The 18,597-nt window shown below is 62.7% G+C and carries 13 protein-coding genes and 1 tRNA gene; 6 read left to right on the top strand and 8 right to left on the bottom strand.

The features are described 5' to 3' along the window. Positions 1-311: 311 nt before the first annotated feature. The 5 genes from I4W09_RS09490 to I4W09_RS09470 all read left to right on the top strand — a co-directional run bounded on the left by I4W09_RS09490 (position 312) and on the right by I4W09_RS09470 (position 3,973). Positions 312-1,301 (top strand): PTS sugar transporter subunit IIB, encoded by a 990-nt coding sequence (locus I4W09_RS09490; protein WP_148332486.1) that lies wholly within the window; start codon positions 312-314, stop codon positions 1,299-1,301. A gap of 18 nt (positions 1,302-1,319) precedes the next feature. After that, the gene (locus I4W09_RS09485) at positions 1,320-2,138 is read left to right on the top strand and encodes a PTS mannose/fructose/sorbose transporter subunit IIC (RefSeq protein WP_148332484.1); all 819 of its coding nucleotides are present in this window, start codon (positions 1,320-1,322) and stop codon (positions 2,136-2,138) included. 16 nt (positions 2,139-2,154) lie between these two features. Next, complete coding sequence (locus tag I4W09_RS09480; protein ID WP_138340871.1) at positions 2,155-3,075, top strand: PTS system mannose/fructose/sorbose family transporter subunit IID; 921 nt, start codon at positions 2,155-2,157, stop codon at positions 3,073-3,075. Positions 3,076-3,195: 120 nt separating this feature from the next. Beyond that, on the top strand, positions 3,196-3,594 hold the full coding sequence (locus tag I4W09_RS09475) for a DUF956 family protein (RefSeq protein ID WP_117646410.1): 399 nt from the start codon (positions 3,196-3,198) through the stop codon (positions 3,592-3,594). 303 nt (positions 3,595-3,897) lie between these two features. Further along, positions 3,898-3,973 (top strand) — tRNA-Arg (locus I4W09_RS09470). Positions 3,974-4,252: 279 nt separating this feature from the next. Here I4W09_RS09470 and pknB read toward each other — a convergent pair. The 7 genes from pknB to I4W09_RS09435 all read right to left on the bottom strand — a co-directional run bounded on the left by pknB (position 4,253) and on the right by I4W09_RS09435 (position 15,174). Beyond that, on the bottom strand, positions 4,253-6,214 hold the full coding sequence (gene pknB, locus I4W09_RS09465; RefSeq protein WP_196033900.1) for a Stk1 family PASTA domain-containing Ser/Thr kinase: 1,962 nt from the start codon (positions 6,212-6,214) through the stop codon (positions 4,253-4,255). A gap of 132 nt (positions 6,215-6,346) precedes the next feature. Further along, the gene (locus I4W09_RS09460; protein ID WP_196033898.1) at positions 6,347-9,217 is read right to left on the bottom strand and encodes an FtsW/RodA/SpoVE family cell cycle protein; all 2,871 of its coding nucleotides are present in this window, start codon (positions 9,215-9,217) and stop codon (positions 6,347-6,349) included. Between the two features lie 16 nt (positions 9,218-9,233). Beyond that, positions 9,234-11,033, bottom strand: a complete 1,800-nt coding sequence (locus tag I4W09_RS09455) for a Stp1/IreP family PP2C-type Ser/Thr phosphatase (protein ID WP_196033896.1) — start codon at positions 11,031-11,033, stop codon at positions 9,234-9,236. Next, complete coding sequence (locus I4W09_RS09450) at positions 11,030-11,446, bottom strand: FHA domain-containing protein (protein ID WP_196033894.1); 417 nt, start codon at positions 11,444-11,446, stop codon at positions 11,030-11,032. The genes I4W09_RS09455 and I4W09_RS09450 overlap by 4 nt, the downstream gene beginning before the upstream one ends. Before the next feature lie 6 nt (positions 11,447-11,452). Further along, on the bottom strand, positions 11,453-12,463 hold the full coding sequence (locus tag I4W09_RS09445) for an FhaA domain-containing protein (RefSeq protein ID WP_070097545.1): 1,011 nt from the start codon (positions 12,461-12,463) through the stop codon (positions 11,453-11,455). Beyond that, a complete protein-coding gene (locus tag I4W09_RS09440; RefSeq protein WP_196033891.1) occupies positions 12,460-14,313 on the bottom strand; it encodes a serine/threonine-protein kinase in 1,854 nt (617 codons plus the stop codon). The genes I4W09_RS09445 and I4W09_RS09440 overlap by 4 nt, the downstream gene beginning before the upstream one ends. Before the next feature lie 144 nt (positions 14,314-14,457). Further along, positions 14,458-15,174 (bottom strand): hypothetical protein, encoded by a 717-nt coding sequence (locus I4W09_RS09435; protein WP_196033889.1) that lies wholly within the window; start codon positions 15,172-15,174, stop codon positions 14,458-14,460. A gap of 115 nt (positions 15,175-15,289) precedes the next feature. On the opposite strand from I4W09_RS09435, the gene dnaX reads away from it, so the two are divergent. Next, positions 15,290-17,788, top strand: a complete 2,499-nt coding sequence (gene dnaX, locus I4W09_RS09430) for a DNA polymerase III subunit gamma/tau (RefSeq protein WP_196033887.1) — start codon at positions 15,290-15,292, stop codon at positions 17,786-17,788. A 21-nt stretch (positions 17,789-17,809) separates the two neighbouring features. Here the strand turns inward: dnaX and I4W09_RS09425 are convergent, their stop codons facing one another. Then, positions 17,810-18,283, bottom strand: a complete 474-nt coding sequence (locus tag I4W09_RS09425; RefSeq protein ID WP_006235175.1) for a hypothetical protein — start codon at positions 18,281-18,283, stop codon at positions 17,810-17,812. Positions 18,284-18,597 lie beyond the last annotated feature (314 nt).

The raw sequence follows: 18,597 nt of genomic DNA, 5'->3' as shown, positions 1-18,597 counted from the left end.
GGAGCATGGCCACCGGACCCATCGAAACACATCTCCACCATTCCTTCAACTGGGAAAATGCCGCCCCCGGGGCCCGGATAGGACCTCGGGGGCGTTCGGTTAACTGCGGGAGCGTGCCGTCAGCTCAATGTGTTCGGTTGGGATCGGAAATCAACCAGCTGTAAACCGGCAACGTAATCAATTTGTAACAAACTTAGACGTTTAAACAAATAATCCAACCTTTTGCGAATTTAGCTATAATTCCACAATCCAAACAGGTATACTCCTTTCATGTCGTGTAGGAAATACGTAGACAAAAAGGAGGTTATGTGATGGTAAGTATTGTTCTTGCTAGCCACGGGGACTTGGCAGCTGGAATCAAGCAGACGGGCTCGATGGTCTTTGGCGATCAGCCGTCTGTTGCCGTGGTCTCGCTCGAGCCGAGCATGGGCCCCGACGATTTCCGTGCCAAGGTCGAGGAAGCAGTCGCTTCCTTCGAGGACCAGGAGCAGGTGCTCTTCCTCGTTGATCTGTGGGGCGGCACGCCGTTCAACCAGATCAGCGGGCTCATCGAGGGCCACGATTCCTGGGCTATCGTCACCGGTGTCAACCTGCCTATGCTCATCGAGGCATATTCGCAGCGCTTTGACGCAAAGAACACTGCACATGCGATCGCAAAACATCTCGTGACTGAGGCTAAGGCTGGCGTGCGCGTCAAGCCCGAGTCTCTGGAGCCCGAGGAGAAGAAGCCGGCTGCGGCCGCCGCTGCTCCTGCAGGCGCCATCCCTCCGGGAACGGTCATCGGCGACGGGCACATCAAGATTGCCCACGTCCGTATCGACACCCGTCTGCTGCATGGTCAGGTGGCCACCACGTGGACCAAGCAGATCAACCCCAACCGCATCATCGTGGTTTCCGACGGCGTTGCTCACGACGAGCTCCGCAAGACCATGATCGAGCAGGCTGCCCCTCCGGGAGTCCATGCCAACGTCGTTCCCATCAAGAAGATGGCCGAGGTCGTCAAGGACACGCGCTTTGGTGACACCAAGGCCATGCTGCTCTTTGAGAACCCGCAGGATCTGCTCAAGGCCATCGAGGCCGGCGTCGACATCAAGGAAGTCAACATCGGTTCCATGGCTCACTCCAAGGGCAAGGTCGTCGTCACCAACGCCGTCGCTATGGGCGATGACGACGTTAAGACTCTCGAGGCTCTCAAGGCCAAGGGCGTCAAGTTCGAGGTCCGCAAGGTTCCTTCGGATTCCTCCGAGGATCTCGACGCCATGTTGAAGAAAGCTAAGGCCGAACTGGCCGCTCAAGCATAGTAAAGGAGGGTCCGATACATGTCTGCAATCACTATTCTGCTTGTTGCGATTGTCGCGTTGCTTGCCGGTATGGAAGGCATTCTGGATGAGTTCCAGTTCCATCAGCCGCTCGTGGCATGCACGCTTATCGGTCTCGTAACCGGTCACCTTCAGGAGGGCATCCTCCTGGGCGGTTCGCTCCAGATGATGGCCCTTGGCTGGGCTAACGTTGGCGCCGCTGTCGCGCCTGACGCCGCTCTGGCCTCGGTCGCTTCTTCGATCATCATGGTGCTCGCCCTCAACGGTGGCGCCACTGATTCGGCAAAGGCCGTTACCGCCGCCATCGCCGTCGCCGTCCCGCTGTCGGTCGCTGGTCTGTTCCTGACCATGATCTGCCGTACCATTGCTACCGCTATCGCTCACGCCATGGACGGTTGCGCCGAGAAGGGCGACTTCTCCGGCATCGAGCGCTGGCAGTATGCTGCCATCCTCATGCAGGGCCTTCGTATCGCCATCCCGGCAGTGCTTCTGTGCGTCATCCCGGCCGAGGCCGTTACCAACGCGCTTAACGCTATGCCCGACTGGCTGTCCGGCGGTATGGCTGTCGGCGGCGGCATGGTCGCTTCCGTCGGTTACGCCATGGTCATCAACATGATGGCCACCAAGGAGACCTGGCCGTTCTTCGTCCTCGGCTTTGTCCTTGCTGCCATCCCTCAGCTCACGCTGATCGCCCTTGGTCTCATCGGCATCTCCCTTGCCCTCATCTACCTTGGCCTTAAGGATCTGGCCAAGCAGGGTGGCGGCATGGGCGGTGGCTCCGGCGACCCGCTCGGCGACATTCTGAACGATTACGAGTAGGAGGGGAGTGATACATATGGCAGAGAACAAGATTCAGCTCACCAAGGCTGACCGCAAGAAGGTTTGCTTCCGTCATCAGTTCCTTCAGGGCTCGTGGAACTACGAGCGTATGCAGAACGGCGGCTGGTGCTTCGCAATGATCCCTGCGATCAAGAAGCTCTACACCAGCAAGGATGACCAGATTGCCGCTCTTAAGCGCCACCTGGAGTTCTATAACACCCACCCCTATGTTTCCGCCCCCGTCATTGGCGTTACCCTCGCCCTCGAGGAGGAGCGCGCCAACGGTGCTCCGATCGATGACGTCGCCATCCAGGGCGTCAAGGTCGGTATGATGGGCCCGCTCGCCGGCGTCGGTGACCCCGTCTTCTGGTTCACCCTTCGCCCGATTCTGGGCGCTCTGGGCGCTTCCCTGGCCCTGTCCGGCAGCATCGCCGGTCCGTTGCTGTTCTTCTTCGCGTGGAACATCATCCGTTACGCCTTCCTGTGGTACACGCAGGAGTTTGGCTACAAGGTCGGCTCCTCCATCGCCAAGGACCTCTCCGGTGGTCTGATGGGCAAGGTCACCGAGGGCGCTTCCATCCTGGGTATGTTCATCATCGGCGCCCTGGTCGAGCGCTGGGTGTCCATTTCCTTCACCCCGATCGTCTCCACGGTCAAGCAGTCTGCTGGCGCCTTTATCGACTGGGCTAGCCTGCCCTCCGGTTCCGAGGGTATCAAGGAAGCGCTGACGATGTACAACTCCGTCGGTGCTACCGCCCTTGATCAGATGAAGGTCACCACGCTTCAGGCCAACCTCGATCAGCTCATCCCCGGCCTTGCCGCCGTGTGCCTGACCCTGCTGGTCTGCAAGCTCCTCAAGAAGAAGGTCAGCCCGATCGTCATCATCCTGGCTCTCTTCGCCGTCGGCATCATCGGTCGCTTCTGCGGCTTCATGTAAGTACGCTTCGGCTTAAGACCGAGAATTGCTAGGCAAGGGCTTTTGAGCCATTGAAACGGACCGCACCCGGTGGGTACACTGGATGCGGTCCGATTGTTTTATTTGGAGGGCGAGGCGCGCATGGCGCAATCTCAGAACAGCACGGTCGATCTGGCAACGCCGGCAACCTGCCTGATGGGGCTTACCAGCCACGGTAACGTGATGGTGGGCAATAAGGCGTTCGAGTATTACAACGAGCGCAATCCCGAGGATTTTATTCAGATCCCGTGGGACGAGGTCGACTATATTGCCGCCGAGGTTTTACGCGGCACCAAGAAGATCACTCGTTTTGCCATCTTCACCAAGGACAACGGTCACTTTACGTTTTCGACGCGCGACGACAAAGAGACGCTTCGTGCTGTCCGCAAGTACGTCGACGAGGATAAGCTCGTGCGTTCGCCCGACTTTATCGATGTGACTGCCAAGGGCGCCAAGAGCATCCCCTCCGTTATCAAAAACCTCTTCCACAAAGGTAACTAGTCATTAAAGAGCGCCCCCCAAAGTGGGACGCAGTTTCCCATGGGGCTCGATTGGGAAAGTGCATCCCAGTTCGAGCGCCGATTCCGGGATGTAGTTTCCGGAACGGGGTCGTTTGGGAAACCGTGTCCCGTTTCGAGCCGAAATTCTGGGACACTGTTTCCAGCGAGGTCCCATTGGGAAAGTTTGACCCAGAATTTGCCTGGATAGTGGGACACACTTTCCGGAGGGCTGTTCCACCGCAACTTCGAAGAGTGGCTATACGCTGTATTACAACGGCGTAAATCTGCTACACTAGTACAACATGCCTCCGTAGCTCAGGGGATAGAGCACCGCTCTCCTAAAGCGGGTGTCGACGGTTCGAATCCGCCCGGGGGCACCAGAAGATTATGACGGCGTCGCGAGAGCGGCGCCGTTTCTGGTTTGTGGGGACCGCCGGCAGGATTCGAGCCGTCGACACCCGCGTCAGCAATTTCCCCGCGGGGGGGGTCGAATCCGCCCGGAGCACCAGAGATTTGTCGAGCCCGGTACCGCTACGGCGCCGGGCTCTTCTGGTTCAATGCCATGTCAAAAACGAAGCGCCCGCTTGCTGGGGGAGCAAGCGGGCGCCTGTGAGCGAATATGTTTGCGGCGAGAGCCGTGATGAGCGGTGGGGTGGCGACTAGTTGGTCGTACCGGAATCGTCACCCGTGCCCGAGCCAGAGCCCGAACCCGAGCCAGAAAGTGCGACCGTCAGCGTAATCGTGCTGTCGGTGGACTGCTTGCCAGTGGGGGAGACGCCCGTAACGGTGGCATCCTCGTTACCGCTTACGGGATTGCCGTTCTGGTCACAGAAGCCGATGTTATAGAAACCGGCGTTGTTGAGCGCGGTGACGGCGGCGGAGATGCTCTTGCCGTACAGGTTGCCCGGAACACTGGCCTTGCCGGACTTCTTGGCAATGACGACGGTAATCGTGGCGCCGGGCTTCTGCTTGCCACTGGGGTTCCAGCTGATCACGGTGCCCTCGGTAACCGAGTCGTTCTCCTGGTAGCTAACGTCGACGCCAAAGCCTGCCATATCGAGGGCGTTGCGCGCCTGGGCCTCTGTCATGTCGGTCAGATCGGGGACGGACGTGGTATCCGGGCCGCTCGAGACCTTGTACGAGATGGTCGTGCCCTTCGCGACTTCCTTACCGGCTTCGGTGCCCTGCTCAAAGACCTGGCCCTCATCGGCCTCGTTGGCCTCCTCGGAGGCGTTGCCCTTCAGGCCAACGCTTGCCAGCGCGGCCTCGGCCTGGTCCTTGGTCAGGCCGACAAGCCGGGGAACCTCAACCTTCTCGGAGGGCTTGGGACCCTTGGAGATTACCAGGTTCACCTTGGTGCCCTTGGCCTTCTTGGTGTTGCCGTTGGGCGTCTGCTCGGCGACCTTGCCCTCGTCGACATCGTCGTTGTAGCTTTGGTCGATGGTGCCGACCTCGAGGCCGGCTTCCTTGATCAGCTCGACGGCAGTCTGCTGGTCCTTGCCCAGCACATCGGGCACGGTGACCTGCTCGCCGCCAAAGAGTCCTGTGGCAAAGGCCACCACGATGCCGATGACGGCAACGGCTGCCACCACGGCGGCGATGATCTTGTTCTTGTTGGATTTGGGCTTTTCGACCTCGTAGGAGCCGGTGGAGCCCGAAACCGAGCTACGGGCGGTATTCTGGCCGCTCACGCCCGAGACGGGACGCACCATGGCGCGCGTCTGATCGGAAAGCTCGCGAGTCTTGGTGGCGCCCAGCTCACCGGGGGCACCGATGATGCGCGTGGGCTCCGAGACGTTGACGGCACGGCCCGACAGGTAGCTGTTGAGCACCTGACGAAGCTCGTCGGCGGTCTGGAAGCGGTTTGCCGGGTCCTTCTCCATGCACTTGAGGATGATGCGCTCAAGGTCGGCGTCGACACCGGAGTTGATCTGGCTCGGCGGAATAGGCAGCTCGTTGACTTGCTTGAGTGCGACCGAGATGGCGTCGTCACCGTCAAAGGGAACGCGGCCGGTGGCGCACTCATACATCACGACGCCCAGCGAGTAGATATCCGAGGTGGGGCCGAGGTCCTGACCGCGGGTCTGCTCGGGGCTGACGTAGTGGGCGGTTCCCAGCACGTTGTTGTCTTGCGTGAGATGGCTGTTCTTGGCGCGCGCGATGCCAAAGTCCATCACCTTGATGTTGCCGTCGGGCAGCACCATGATGTTCTGCGGCTTAATGTCGCGGTGGATGATCTCGTGCTTGTGGGCGACCGAAAGCGCGGAGCTGATCTGCGAGCCGATCTGGGCGACCTTCTTGGGGTCGAGGGCGCCGTGGCTCTTGATGCCGCTCTTAAGGTCGGTGCCGCGCAGGTACTCCATGACGATGTAATAGGTGTCGCCGTCCTTGCCCCAGTCGTAGACGCCCACGATATAGGGGGAGGACAGGCCGGCCGCTGCCTGGGCCTCCTGCTTAAAGCGGGCGGCGAAGGTGGCGTCGCCGGCATACTGCGGCAGCATGATCTTGACGGCAACCGTGCGGTCGAGGACCTGATCCTGTGCACGGAAGACGGTCGCCATACCGCCCGTTCCCACCTTATCCTTAAGGAGGTATCTTCCCCCGAGGACCCTCTGTTCCATTCCTGCTCCTAACATAACTATTCGCTCAACGATGTGTGTAGTACCAAATGTGTGGCCGCTGGGGCCGTGTGGCGCGTTGCCGCTAGCTCATCGGCCGCGGCGCGCCCCAAGTATCCGCTTTGATCACGGGCATCACGCTCCCTGTGCGGCGAGCGCCGCGGTCAGGACGATGCCGGCAATCTTGGCCGCCTCGACGTCGTGTTTGTCGTAATCCTCCAGGGCCACCGAGATGGCAACCGTGGGTGAATCGTAAGGTGCGAAGCCGACGAACATCGAGTTGACGTTGGTGCCGCCGGTCTCGGCCGAACCGGTCTTGCCGGCAACCTTGACGCCCGGAATCTGGGCATCGGTGCCGGTGCCGGACTGGACGACGGCGAGCATGGCCTGCTTGACCTGGTCGGCCGTGGCGGAGCTGACAGCCTGGCCCAGCGAGCGGGACTGCGTGGTCTTAACCACGGTTCCGTCCGGGGCGAGTATCTGGGACACAAAGAACGGGTCCATGACTACGCCGCTGTTGGCGATAGCGGCAGCGATCACGCAATTCTGCATAACGGTGGTCTGCGGGCCAGGCGTGTGGTCCATGCCGACGGGCTGGCCTGCGCCTGCCCAAGCGGTCTCCCACTCGGTCATAAGCGACGGGTCGGCCATGATGGAAGCCGCGGAGGTCAGATCCTGACCGAGCTTTTGACCGTAGCCAAAGGCGTTGGCAAACTGGACGAGCGAGCTGGCACCGACCTCGTTTGCCACCTGGCCAAAGACGACGTTGGACGACACGGCGAAGGCCTGCTGCAGGCTGATGGTGCCGTAGCTCTCGTTGGCAGAGTTGGTGACCGGCGCGTTGCCAATATCCATGGAGCCGGGCGCCTGGTACGTGCTGGTAAGGCTGGCGGTGCCGGTCTCGAGCGCCGCGGAGAGTGTGACGACCTTAAAGGTCGAGCCCGGGGTGTACAGCGCGTCCATGGCACGGTCATACATGGAGCCGTCCTCGCCGCCGCCCGACTGGAGCAGCGCATCGATGTTGGTGTTGTCGTAGGTGGGCGAGCTCGCGCACGCAAGGACCGCGCCGGTGCGCGGATCCATGACCACCACAGCGCCCTTAAAGCCCTTGAGCGCCTGCTCGGCAGCCGTCTGGATGCGCGAGTCGATGGTGAGCTTGGCGGTATTGCCCGGCTGGGTCTGCCCCGCGAGCGACGCGATGGCGTTGTTCCAGCTGGAGTAATCCTTGGAGCCGGTGAGCGTATCGTTCATGACGCTCTCGATGGCGGTGGTGCCATACTGCTGGCTCACGTAGCCAACCACGTGCGCTGCCAGGTTACCGTTGGGGTAGGAGCGTACGTAGGTGCCGTCCTCCTGTTGCAGCGACTCGGCCAGCGTCACGCCGTCGGACGTGATGATGGAACCGCGCTGGATGTACTTGGAGCGGGCGATGGTGTGGTTGTTGGTCGGCATGTCCTGATAGTCCTTGGCCTTGATGACCTGGACATAGGTGAGGTTGCCGATAAGGATGGCGAACAGCGCCGTAAAGGCGAGCACCGCGCGGGTTAGACGGTTGGCGAGCGCCACGCGGCCGAGCACACCGGATTCAGGTGTGTCGAGCAGGCGACGGCGCATGCGCGAGCCGACGGAATGGCTGCCGCTGCCGTAGGAAGACGAGGTGGCAAAGCGCGTGCCCGTCGGGGCGGCGGCAGATGCGACCTGATCGTCAGAGATGGCGGCCATGGTGCCGGTGCCGGTAAGCTCGGCCTCGCGTCCGGTCGCCTCGTCACCGGCGCGCAGCAGGAGCGCGACGATGATAAAGCTCGCCAGCAGCGAGGAGCCGCCCTGGCTCATAAAGGGCAAGGTGACGCCGGTCAGCGGGATCAGGCGGGTAACGCCGCCTACGATCAAAAAGGCCTGGAAGCTGATGGCTGCCGTAAGGCCCGTGGCACTAAAGGCGGCGAGGTCGGATTTAGCGCGGGCAGCCGTGGTGAGGCCACGCACGGCAAAGAGCATAAACAGGATGAGCACGGCGCCGCCGCCCAAAAGGCCCATCTCCTCGCCGATAGCCGAGAAGATAAAGTCGGACTCGACGACAGGGATGTTGTTGGCCATGCCGTTGCCGATGCCAACACCGACCAGACCGCCATCGGCAAGCGAGAAGAGCGACTGGACGATCTGGTAGCCCTGGCCCTGGGCGTCCTTAAACGGATCGACCCAAACCTGGAAACGCACCTGAACGTGCGACAGGAACTTGTAGGCGCCCACGGCTCCAACGGCCAAGAGCGCAAGACCGATAACGACATACGAGAATCGTCCCGTGGCAACGTAGAGCATCAGCAAGAAGATGGTGTAGAACAGCACGGCCGAACCCAGGTCGCGTTCGAAGACGACGACGAGCAGGCACACACCCCACACGGCAAACAGCGGCAGCAGCAGTCGCAGGCGAGGGATCTTAAAGCCCAGGATCTTGCGGTTGGAGATGGAGAGTAGCTCGCGGTTCTCGGCCAGGTACCCGGCCAGGAACAGCACGATAAAGACCTTGGCGAACTCGCCAGGCTGGATGGTAAAGCCCGCGATGCGAATCCACAGCTTGGAGCCCGAGATCGTGGTGCCGATAAAGATAGGCAGCATCAGCAGAATGATGCCGATGATGCCAAAGGTGTACTTGTAGCGCATGACCACGTCGAGGTTTTTGACTAGTGCAAGCGTTCCCACCATGAGCGCCACCGAGACAAACAGGATGATGAGCTGTGAGATGGCGAGAGCGGGGGCGAGACGCGTCACGAACGTGATGCCGATGCCCGAAAGTATAAATACGATGGGCAGGATGGCGGGGTCGGCACCGGGCGCCAAGATGCGCACGGCAATGTGGGCCGCGGCAAAGGCGGCAAAGAGGCCGATCGGTACGGCGAGCGTCTCAAAGGAGATGGCAGCGCCCGCGGTGAGGACGTACATCGCATACAGCAGGATGACGGGGAACGCCGAGGCGATGAGCAAGAGCAGCTCGGTGTTGCGGCGACTCATAAGCGGCACTCCCTTTCTAATTCTTATCGGAGGCTTCGGCCTCGGCGGACTGTTCGGCGGTTTTCTCGGAATCTGATTCGGAGGTCGATCCCTGATTGGTGTTGTCGCGAATCGTTTGCGCGTCGATCACCTGGCGGGTCTGCTCCTCGTCGATCTGGTGGCGGTACTTGGATATCGTGTCCTGCGCATCGTCGACACTTGTTTGCGGAATGCCCGCCTTGAGGCGGTTTTGCGTGTCTTCGGGCAGGTCGGACAGCTTGATGCTGGTTTCGCTTTCGAGCCAGTGGAGCTTGAGTCCGAGTGGCTTGCCGGGCAGGCCGCGCCAGACGGCGACATTGCCCTGGTAGGTACCCAGGTAGTACGAGCCGGTGACACCCGTGTAGGCCCAGATGCCAGCTGCCAGCACAAAGACGAGGGCCAGGATGGCGGCGATAGTAACGTTGCGGCGACGCACGCGTTGCGCCTCGCGCATGACGCCATCGTCAACCAGGTCAACGACTACTACGGTCACGTTGTCGTGGCCGCCGGCGGCAAGCGCCGCGTCCACTAGGTTGTCGACGCAGATTTGCGCGGTTGAGGACTGCGTGGCGATGTTCTCGATATCGCTATCGGGAATCATGCTCGAAAGGCCGTCGGAGCACAGGATCAGGCGGTCGCCTTCCTCGATATGCAGAGTGAAGTGGTCGGCATACATGGCGGGGTCCGAGCCCAGTGCGCGGGTGATGACCGAACGGTTGGGGTGGACGCGAGCCTCGTCTGCCGTGATCTCGCCGGCGTCCACGAGCTCCTCCACGTAGGAGTGGTCGCGGGTCACGCGGATGAGCGTGCCCTCGTGGAGCAGGTAGGCGCGCGAGTCGCCCACGTGGGCGATGGCGAGCGTATCGTTTTCGATATAGGCGCAGGTGGCTGTGCAGCCCATGCCGGGCTTGCCCAGGCCGTTCAGGGCCGCCTCGATTACGGCGGCGTTGGCTGCCTCGACGGCTGCGGCCAGGCGTGCTGCGTCGGCGGACTGTGGGGCCGTCTTGGCTATAGTCTCGACAGCGATAGAAGAGGCTACCTCGCCGGCGGCGTGACCACCCATGCCGTCGCATACGCAAAAGAGCGGCGACTGCACCAGGTAGGAATCCTCATTGTGCGGGCGCACACAGCCAACGTCGGAGCGGGCGCCCCACATGAGTTGCGTGGTGGTACCGGCATCATAGGTCGAGTCGGTCTCGATGCGCTCCTCGGTCAGGGGCTCAAAGCTCATGGTCGAGCCGGGGTCTTTGAGCTTGGCCTCAACGGCAGCAACGTCGATCTCGGCGGTGTCACCGGGAGAGACGGTGTCGGTCTCGGCGTTTGATTCGGAATTGTCGGTGTCCGGGGAGTCGGGCTCCTCGGACACGCGGGCGGTCGACTCGTCGTCTTGCGGGCTGACGTCTATAGGCTCGGGCGCCGGCGTAGACGCGGGCGCAACCTCGGATGCCGGGGCTATGGGAAACGCCGGCGCGGCGGGCTCGGGTGCCGCAAACACCGCAGCGCTCTCGTTGATTGCCGCGGCGACGGGCTCTGCAAAGTGAGCCGGCGCCGGGGTTGCTTCGGGCGCTGTGGGCTGTTCCGCAGCATGTGCGCCGATGGGCGCCGCTACGGCATCCTCTTCGTCCTCGTTATCGGCGAGATCCGAAATATCATGCGTTACATGCGAAAGAGGCAGGGAGAACACGGTGTCCTCGGGCTCCACGGGTGCGGAGCCCGCCGGAGCGGCGTGGGCCGGCGCAGCTGTGGCGGCGGCCGGTGCCTCGGTCATAGTTGCGGACTTGTTCTCCTCGTCGATCATCGACGGTTCACCTTCATGACCGCGTCGCCAATCTGGACTTCGTCGCCCTCGCGCAGCGTTGCGGGCTCAACAAGCTGGCGGCCGTTGACGAGCGTGCCGTTAAGCGAGTTGAGGTCCTCGATGATGAGCGCCGGGCCCTGCAGCGAAAAGCGCGCATGTGAGGCCGAGACGAACGGTTCGTTGATGCAGATGTCCGAAGATGGCGAGCGACCGACGATGACGGGGCCGAGCATGTCTACGTGGATGCCGCGGATACCGCGCGGACCCTTGTCCACATCAATCGTCCAGATAGCCGAGTCGCGGCGCTGCCCGCGCACAAGTCCCACGCCGGTCTTCATGACGGCGAACAGGAAGATATAGAGCAGGGCGACCAGGACGATGCGGCCTGCAAAAAGGACGATATCGATGTTCATAAGCGACTATCCCCTAAATTCAAAGGTGCTCAGGCCAAACGTCAGCAGATCGCCGTTGCGCAGCGGGCAGCGCGTAATGCGGCGGTTGTTGACGAGCGTGCCGTTGGTGGAATTGAGGTCCTCGATCGACCAATCCGAGCCCGTAAAGGTGAGCTGGGCGTGGCGGCGCGACACGTTGGGGTCGCGCAGGGCAATGTCGGAAACTGAGCGCTCGCGACCGATGGTCACCTGTGCGGAGGTGATGCTATGGCTCTCGCCGCTCACGACGTCGACGAGCTGGGCGAGCGGGCGCTGCGGGGCACGAGTGCTCGCCATGTTGGAGGCGATGCCGGCTGCGGCACCTAGGCCCACGGCGGCACCGGTCGCGGCGGCTCCGCCCATGCCGGCAAGCGCGTCGCGCGAGACGGTCTGCGGCACCGGGATAGGAGCGGCGGGGTCGGGGACGCTAGGCGCGAAGGGATCTGCCACGGCAAGCGGGTCGGGAGCGGCGGCGCGAGGCGTCGGCTGCTGCTGGGGCATGGCGGCGGGGCGCTGCTGCTGCGGGGCAGCAAACTGCTGCTGGCCGGCGCGCGGGGCGCTGGCGGCACGGCTTGCCGCGGAGTTGTTCTGGCCCAGGCCGTTTTGATAGGCGCGCTCTTCTTCGTACAGGCGGCCGAGCGTGGGGGCATCGACGTTCTCGGCAAAGACCGAGAACTTGCCGGCGCGCAGCTGCGGATCGATCATAAAGCGCACGAGGGGCTCGCCGACAAAGACATAGCGGCGCTTTTCGGCCTGCGCCTTCACAAACTCGCGGACCTCGCGCGAAAGCTCGGGGTAGAACGGGGCGAGCATGGGATCGTCGTCGGCGGCGATAAGGATGGTATAGAGTGCCGGCGCCGTGTTGACGCCGTTAATCACCAGAGTCTGATCCTCCATGTCGCGAGCGGCCTGCTTGGCAAGCTTCTTAAAGGAGAACGGGGCACGGGTGGCACCGAAGATGCCGGCCACGTGGTCCTCGAAGATGTTCAGGAAGTTCACGAAAGATCACTCTCCGTATAGGTTCTTTGGTATCCGAGCAAATATAGGCATATCCCAACGATTATAGAGGATAGGGTTCCCGCAACCGCCGCCTTGGCGACGACCGCGGCTGCAAGGCTGGCAATTTCCATATGGTGTGCAAGACAGGACGCCGCTGCGCAGCCGATGCCGGTGACAGCGATGGCGGCGATTGCGGCAAGGTTTGAGCCCTGATCGGCACGCTTGGCATGGGCATTGAGCAGCGCGGATGACGCTGCGGCAGTTGCCGCGACCAGCACAAAGGCAGCCCAAAGGAGCGGGTCTCCCAGCGCTGCGGCAACGTTACCGAGCCCCAGCACGCCTCCGGCTGAAAGCGCGACTGTCGCCAGGCGGGCAAAAAGCGCGCCCATGCCCGTTGCCGCGGCGGCGCTTGCCGGGCCGAGCCAAAATGACGCGACGCCGGCGGCGACCCCGGCTGCCAGGAAGGTATTGCCGGTCAGACAGCCAAGCGCGAGTGCACAGGTGAGCGTGGCGCTCGCGGCAGTCTCGGTGCGACCCCAGGCGATCCACCAACCGGACATGGCGGCGGCAAAGATCACCGCGACGGGCAGCATCGACAGGATGCCTTGTGCCTGCATGGTGGCGTTGGCCATGAGCACCAAAAAGCCCACAGCCGAGATGGCCGAGCCAATCTGGGGGGCCAGGCCAGCCGCCGCTCCGATCGCGATGGCCGCAATGACCAGGCCGGGAAGCGCCGCGACCCCGGCCGTTTGCATCAGTAAAAAGCTAAAGGTGCCGCACGTTAGCGCCGAGATAGTGCGCATGGTGTAGTCGCGCGCATGGCTCCAGCGCGTGCCCGCCCAGCCGAGTGCGGGGTCGACCTCGATGGCGTCGTCCTCGTAGTGCGACGGCTCGATATCGTCGAGTTCCTGCTCGTCATCCGAAAGCTCGCCAACCATTTGCTCCAGGCTGCGACGGCCCTCGCGCACGCTGCCCAGACCGGCAAGGAGCTGGTCGCAAAATGCCTCGATGCTGTTGGGGCGGTCCTGCGGCATGGGGGAGAGCGCGCTCATGAGCGCGGCCTCGGCTCCCGGGGGAAAGTGTGGTATCAGCTCGCTGGGATAGGTGGCGCCGCCGATGATGCGGTCGAGCGAGTCGGCGGGCGTGGCCGCCATAAAGGGAGCGCTGCCGCACAGGCCCTCGTAGATCACACAGGCGAGGGCAAAGACATCGGCGCGCTCGTCGACCGTGCCGGTCTCGATATCGAGCTGCTCGGGCGGCATGTAGCCGATGGTGCCGCCGCGTGAGCCGCCAAAGCCACCGGCGGACGACAGTCGCGCCATGCCAAAGTCGGTGAGCTTTACATTGCCCGAGTGGTCGATGAGCACGTTGGCGGGCTTAATGTCCAGGTGGAGTACGCCATTACTATGAGCGAAGGTGAGCGCCTGGCCCAGGGCATCGGCAATGGCCGCGGCCTCGTCAAAGGTAAGTGAGTGGCCGTCCACGCGGTGCAAAAACTCGGCCAGCGACATGCCATCGACATATTCCATAACCAGGTAGGCATAGGCTGTGTCGTGCGTAAAGTCGATGACCTGCACGATGTTGGGATGTTGAAGCATAGCGGCAGTGTGCGCCTCGCGCAGGACATCCATGATGTCGCTGGCGGGCATGCCGGCACCGTTGATAAGGGGGATGCGCTTAATGGCGACGCGGCGGCGCAGATGCGTGTCGCGGCAGATCTCGATGGAGCCAAAACCGCCGGTCGCAAGTGTCTCGAGCGGCTGGTACCGCTTAAGCAGCTCGCGAGAGCTGGTGCCCTCCAGAGGAACGTCCGGCGAGAACCGGGCGGTATGTTGCGAGAAAAGCGGCATGGCCAACCCTCGTGCGTTTAAAGTTCGTTTGCGAGTGGCGGGCGCGGAGCCGAGCCGTTCGCGGTGGCATAGATGCTGCTAGTGTAGCACGCTCGGGCGGATGGCGAGGATAACGGGATGCGAGGCTGCCTGTCTGTCTTGGCCTTAGCGCTTCTTCTTGTTCTTCTTCTGCTTGCGCTGCTTGCCCTTGGTCTCCTGGGGCTTGTCGCCCTGCTTGGCCTCGGCGGCGGCCTTTTCAGCCTTCATCTTCTTGCGTTTGGTCTCGATGCGGAGTTTTTTGTTGATGCGCGCCTTAAGGAAGGTGCCAAACTGCTCGGCATCGCCGCGAATAAAGGTTTCCTTAGGGATCGTCACGCCCTGGTCGGCGAACATGGCCACAAAGATGCGCTCGCCGTCGAGCACGTGGTCGAGCTTTTCAAACGGGAAGAACTGCGACTTGCCGCTCTTGCCCCAAACCATCAGGCCGTCCTCGTTGGCGGCGACGCGGCGATAGCGGCCACCCATGGACTCGTCGGCCTCGACGGCGTCGATAAAGTCGCGGGCGAGGGTGTGGTGCAGGTTTTTGCTCCACCAGGCCAAAAAGGCGCCGAACACGATCAGGACGACGCCAAACTTGATCCAGTTGCCGCCGGCCACCAGCATGCCGATGCCGATGAGCGCGGCAATTGCCGCGGCGACATACAGCGAGCCGCGACGCCTGGGCGAGGCGACCAGGCGGGCGAAGTCGGTGACCAGGTCGTTTTCGTACTGGTACTCGTTGAGGTACAGGATGCCGTCATCGGCTGCGGCCTGCTCCTCGAGCGCGACCTCGACCTGGTCGGCTGCTTCGGAGGGAACGAGGTTGCTCTCTGCGTCTGCCATGCTCTTTGGACTCCTATCGCGGCGGGCTCGCCGTACGGGTTATTATGAATGCAGTATGCCGTGCGACCGCATGGCCGTCGCGGCAACAAGACTCAGTATACCCGGGGGAGCACCCATGGAATCGTTGTACCGAAAGTATCGCCCGCTCACCTTCGACTCCGTGGTGGGCCAGCAGCATATCGTCTCGACGCTCGAGCACGCCATCACCGAGGGACGCCTGTCCCACGCGTACCTGTTCTGCGGACCGCGCGGCACGGGCAAGACCACCATGGCGCGCATTCTGGCCAAGGCGCTGCTGTGCCGTAATGCCGAGGCAGCGCGCGCCGAGGGTGCAAGCGGCTGCATGCCCGACGGTACTTGCGAGGAGTGCGAGCTCATTGCCGAGGGCAACCACCCGGATGTCTACGAGCTCGATGCCGCAAGCCGCACGGGCGTGGACAATGTGCGCGAGGAGATCATCAGCTCCGTCAACTTTGCCCCGGTGCGCGGCAAGTACAAGATCTATATCATCGACGAGGTCCACATGCTCACGACGGCGGCGTTCAACGCGCTGCTCAAGACGCTTGAAGAGCCGCCGGCACACGTGATCTTTGTGCTGTGCACCACCGACCCGCAAAAGATTCTGGAGACCATCCTCTCACGCTGCCAGCGTTTCGATTTCCATCGCATCGGCAACGAGGATATCGAGCATCGCCTGGCATACGTGTGCGAGCAGGAGGGCTTCGATTACGACGACGAGGCGCTGGCTATCGTGGCGCGCCATGCAAAGGGCGGCATGCGCGACGCGTTGTCCACGCTGGAGCAGCTGAGCGTCTTTGGCAACGGTTCTGTGCATGCGGACGACGCCCGCTCGCTTTTAGGCGAGGTTTCGGACCAGATTCTGGGCGAGTTTTCCCGCGCCATTGCCGATCGCGATGTTGCCGAGCTGTATGGGCTTATTCGCGCGCAGGTCGAGGAAGGTAACGATCTGCTGGAGCTGACGCGCGACCTGGTGGCGCACGTGCGCGACGTGTATGTTGCCTGCGTTACCGGTGCCCGTGCCGAGTTGTTTGAGGGCGGCTCCGAGCAGGCCGAGGCGCTTGCTGCCGAGGCCGCTGCCTTTGGCGAGCATCCTGCCGACCGCCTGGCTCGTGTGCTGACAGTGCTCGACGATGCCGCACTGGAGATGAGGGGCGCGAGCGACGTGCGCCTGGTGCTCGAGATTGCCTGCACGCGTCTGGCGCGTCCCGAGGCTGATTTAACGATTGAGGCATTGGCCGAGCGCGTGGCACGCCTGGAGGCCATGGTTGCCAACGCCGCCGTGCCGGCGAGCGTGGCTGCTGCTCAGGCCGCCGCGCCTGCAGCATCCGTACCCGCTGCTGCCCACCAGCCGACGCTCATTTCGGGCGCCCGCGCTGCCGCCCCGGCGGCATCCGCTGCCCCCGCTGCTACGTCCGCGCGCCAGGGCGGTATGCCTTGGGACCGTGGTGCTGCTGTTCCGGCTGCCCAGCCTTCGCCCCGTTCTGCGTCCGTGTCAGCTTCCAAGCCTGCAGCGCCTGCACCTCAGCCTGCGCCTGCACCTCAGCCTGCGCCGGCTCCGACGCCTCAGCCCGTTGCGGCCCCCGCGCCTGCCATAGCTCCGGCACCTAAGCCCCAGTCCAACAATGCCGCCCAGGTTGCCGTCGCCGGTGCTGCCGAGACGCCCGCGGTCGAGGATGCCGGAGAGCTGCAGCGCAAATGGGCCGAGGTTGTCGAGCGTGTCAAGGCACGTCAGGCTTCCTACGCAGGGCTTTTGCTCAACGCCCGCGCCACGGCCGACGACGGCTCCAAGCTCACGGTCTCGTTCCCCGCGGGTTCGACTTTTGCCATTAAGATGCTCGGTCGCGCCGATACGCAGTCGGTGGTCCTGCCGACGGTCTGCGCGGTCTTCGGTCGTCGTACCGTCGACTATGTCCTGGATGGGGGTGGCACGCCGGCTCCTCAACATGAGGAGCATTCTCCATCTGCACGGGCTGCGGCATCTGCGGACCCGCAACCCGTGTCCTCGGCGGCCCCTGTATCCTCGAGCGCCAGCGCGCCGCAGCAGCAAACGGCACCGGTAGCGGCATCGACCCCGTCGGCGCCTAAGCCCGCGGCGCCCAAACCGGCTGCTCCGACACCCGCGCCCAAGCCCGTCTCGCCCGCGCCCAAGTCGTCTGACCTGGGCAAAGCCCCCTGGCTACGCTCCGACAACCCCGCCGGTGCTCCTGCCACGGGTAAGCTCCCGACCGAGCCCGCACCCCGTGCGCCCGAGCGCTCGGCTGCCCCCAAGGCTCAGCCTGTCGCGCAGTCCGCGCCGTGGGAATCCGAGCAGGTACCCTACGACGACGCCATGGTCGGCGGCTTTGCTGCCGATGCTGGCGGGGACGATCTTCCTCCGTTCGACGTGCCGGGTGCGACGCCCGCGCCCAAGTCCGCTGTAGCTGCCCCCAAAGAGGAGGACGCTTCTGCAGCTCCCTGGGAGTCCAACCCCGGCGCCGGCAGCCCCTTCGGCCACCAGGGCGCAGCCCCGAGCATCCCGCAGACCGAGGACGAGGCCAAAGACCTCATCCGCAGCGTCTTCGGTCAGGCCACCATCTTCAAGCCGGTGGAGTAGCTGCGCAGGCGGGTATACTGCTCAAGAAGAGGACCCCTTGTCCGGGCGCATCTGTATTTCGGACATGTGTAGTGTGGTGCCGCGTATGTCGCATTTGAGCAGACAGGTGCGTGACGGTCGGCCTAGGATGCTGAGGTCGATACGATACGTCGCATGGCTGTCCGTGTACTCGACTTGCTCGGCGTTAATGGTTGCTCCGATTGCCAAATAAACGCCTAGCTCGGCATCGACAATCTTGAAGTCCTTTATCTTGACCTTGAACTCTTGATAGAGGGACGGGCTGTTGTAGTAGACGGTTCGGGTTCCGTCGGTGCACTCATCGGTCGTCTCCCATTTGACGACGGGCTGGTCCGAGCTGGCTATCAGCAGTTCTGCTCCAAAAGCTATGGCATGGGTGATGACAACCAGCAATGCCCAGCCGACAAAGAGATAGAGAACCACATATGCAACGGGGTGTTTTGAGCGGATGTTTTGGAGCGCGTTGGGGGCATTCATGGGGCACCTCCAAATTACTATCTATGGCAATCAAATTATACCCTGCCGCCATGTGCGCCGCCTCGAGCAGCGGTTCGGCATTTAGCTATTTAGTGGCGCACATGAAATGCCGGATTCGGCTCTACTAGATTGAGTGTGCGATATTATGCAACCTTGCATAATTCGACCTTGCATAATCTTTGAGTGCGGTTTGTATTGGAGGACATGTATATCGACTGAGGTAACACGTCCGCCCCGTTCGCTCATATGACCCAATCCGCTGTCAAGAGCCACAATGGCCCCGCCGACCGCTTGCAATCGGTCGGCGGGGCCTG

Source organism: Collinsella aerofaciens, assembly GCF_015670795.1.
Classification (GTDB): domain Bacteria; phylum Actinomycetota; class Coriobacteriia; order Coriobacteriales; family Coriobacteriaceae; genus Collinsella; species Collinsella aerofaciens_Q.
Note: the sequence above shows the minus strand (reverse complement) of the source record. Positions and strands in the feature narration are given on the sequence as shown.

Bases quoted from the DNA above. Each gene is read 5' to 3' on its own strand.
- I4W09_RS09490 (WP_148332486.1), top strand. From the start codon at position 312: ATGGTAAGTATTGTTCTTGCTAGCCACGGGGACTTGGCAGCTGGAATC.
- I4W09_RS09485 (WP_148332484.1), top strand. From the start codon at position 1,320: ATGTCTGCAATCACTATTCTGCTTGTTGCGATTGTCGCGTTGCTTGCC.
- I4W09_RS09480 (WP_138340871.1), top strand. From the start codon at position 2,155: ATGGCAGAGAACAAGATTCAGCTCACCAAGGCTGACCGCAAGAAGGTT.
- I4W09_RS09475 (WP_117646410.1), top strand. From the start codon at position 3,196: ATGGCGCAATCTCAGAACAGCACGGTCGATCTGGCAACGCCGGCAACC.
- pknB (WP_196033900.1), bottom strand. From the start codon at position 6,214: ATGGAACAGAGGGTCCTCGGGGGAAGATACCTCCTTAAGGATAAGGTG.
- I4W09_RS09460 (WP_196033898.1), bottom strand. From the start codon at position 9,217: ATGAGTCGCCGCAACACCGAGCTGCTCTTGCTCATCGCCTCGGCGTTC.
- I4W09_RS09455 (WP_196033896.1), bottom strand. From the start codon at position 11,033: ATGATCGACGAGGAGAACAAGTCCGCAACTATGACCGAGGCACCGGCC.
- I4W09_RS09450 (WP_196033894.1), bottom strand. From the start codon at position 11,446: ATGAACATCGATATCGTCCTTTTTGCAGGCCGCATCGTCCTGGTCGCC.
- I4W09_RS09440 (WP_196033891.1), bottom strand. From the start codon at position 14,313: ATGCCGCTTTTCTCGCAACATACCGCCCGGTTCTCGCCGGACGTTCCT.
- I4W09_RS09435 (WP_196033889.1), bottom strand. From the start codon at position 15,174: ATGGCAGACGCAGAGAGCAACCTCGTTCCCTCCGAAGCAGCCGACCAG.
- dnaX (WP_196033887.1), top strand. From the start codon at position 15,290: ATGGAATCGTTGTACCGAAAGTATCGCCCGCTCACCTTCGACTCCGTG.
- I4W09_RS09425 (WP_006235175.1), bottom strand. From the start codon at position 18,283: ATGAATGCCCCCAACGCGCTCCAAAACATCCGCTCAAAACACCCCGTT.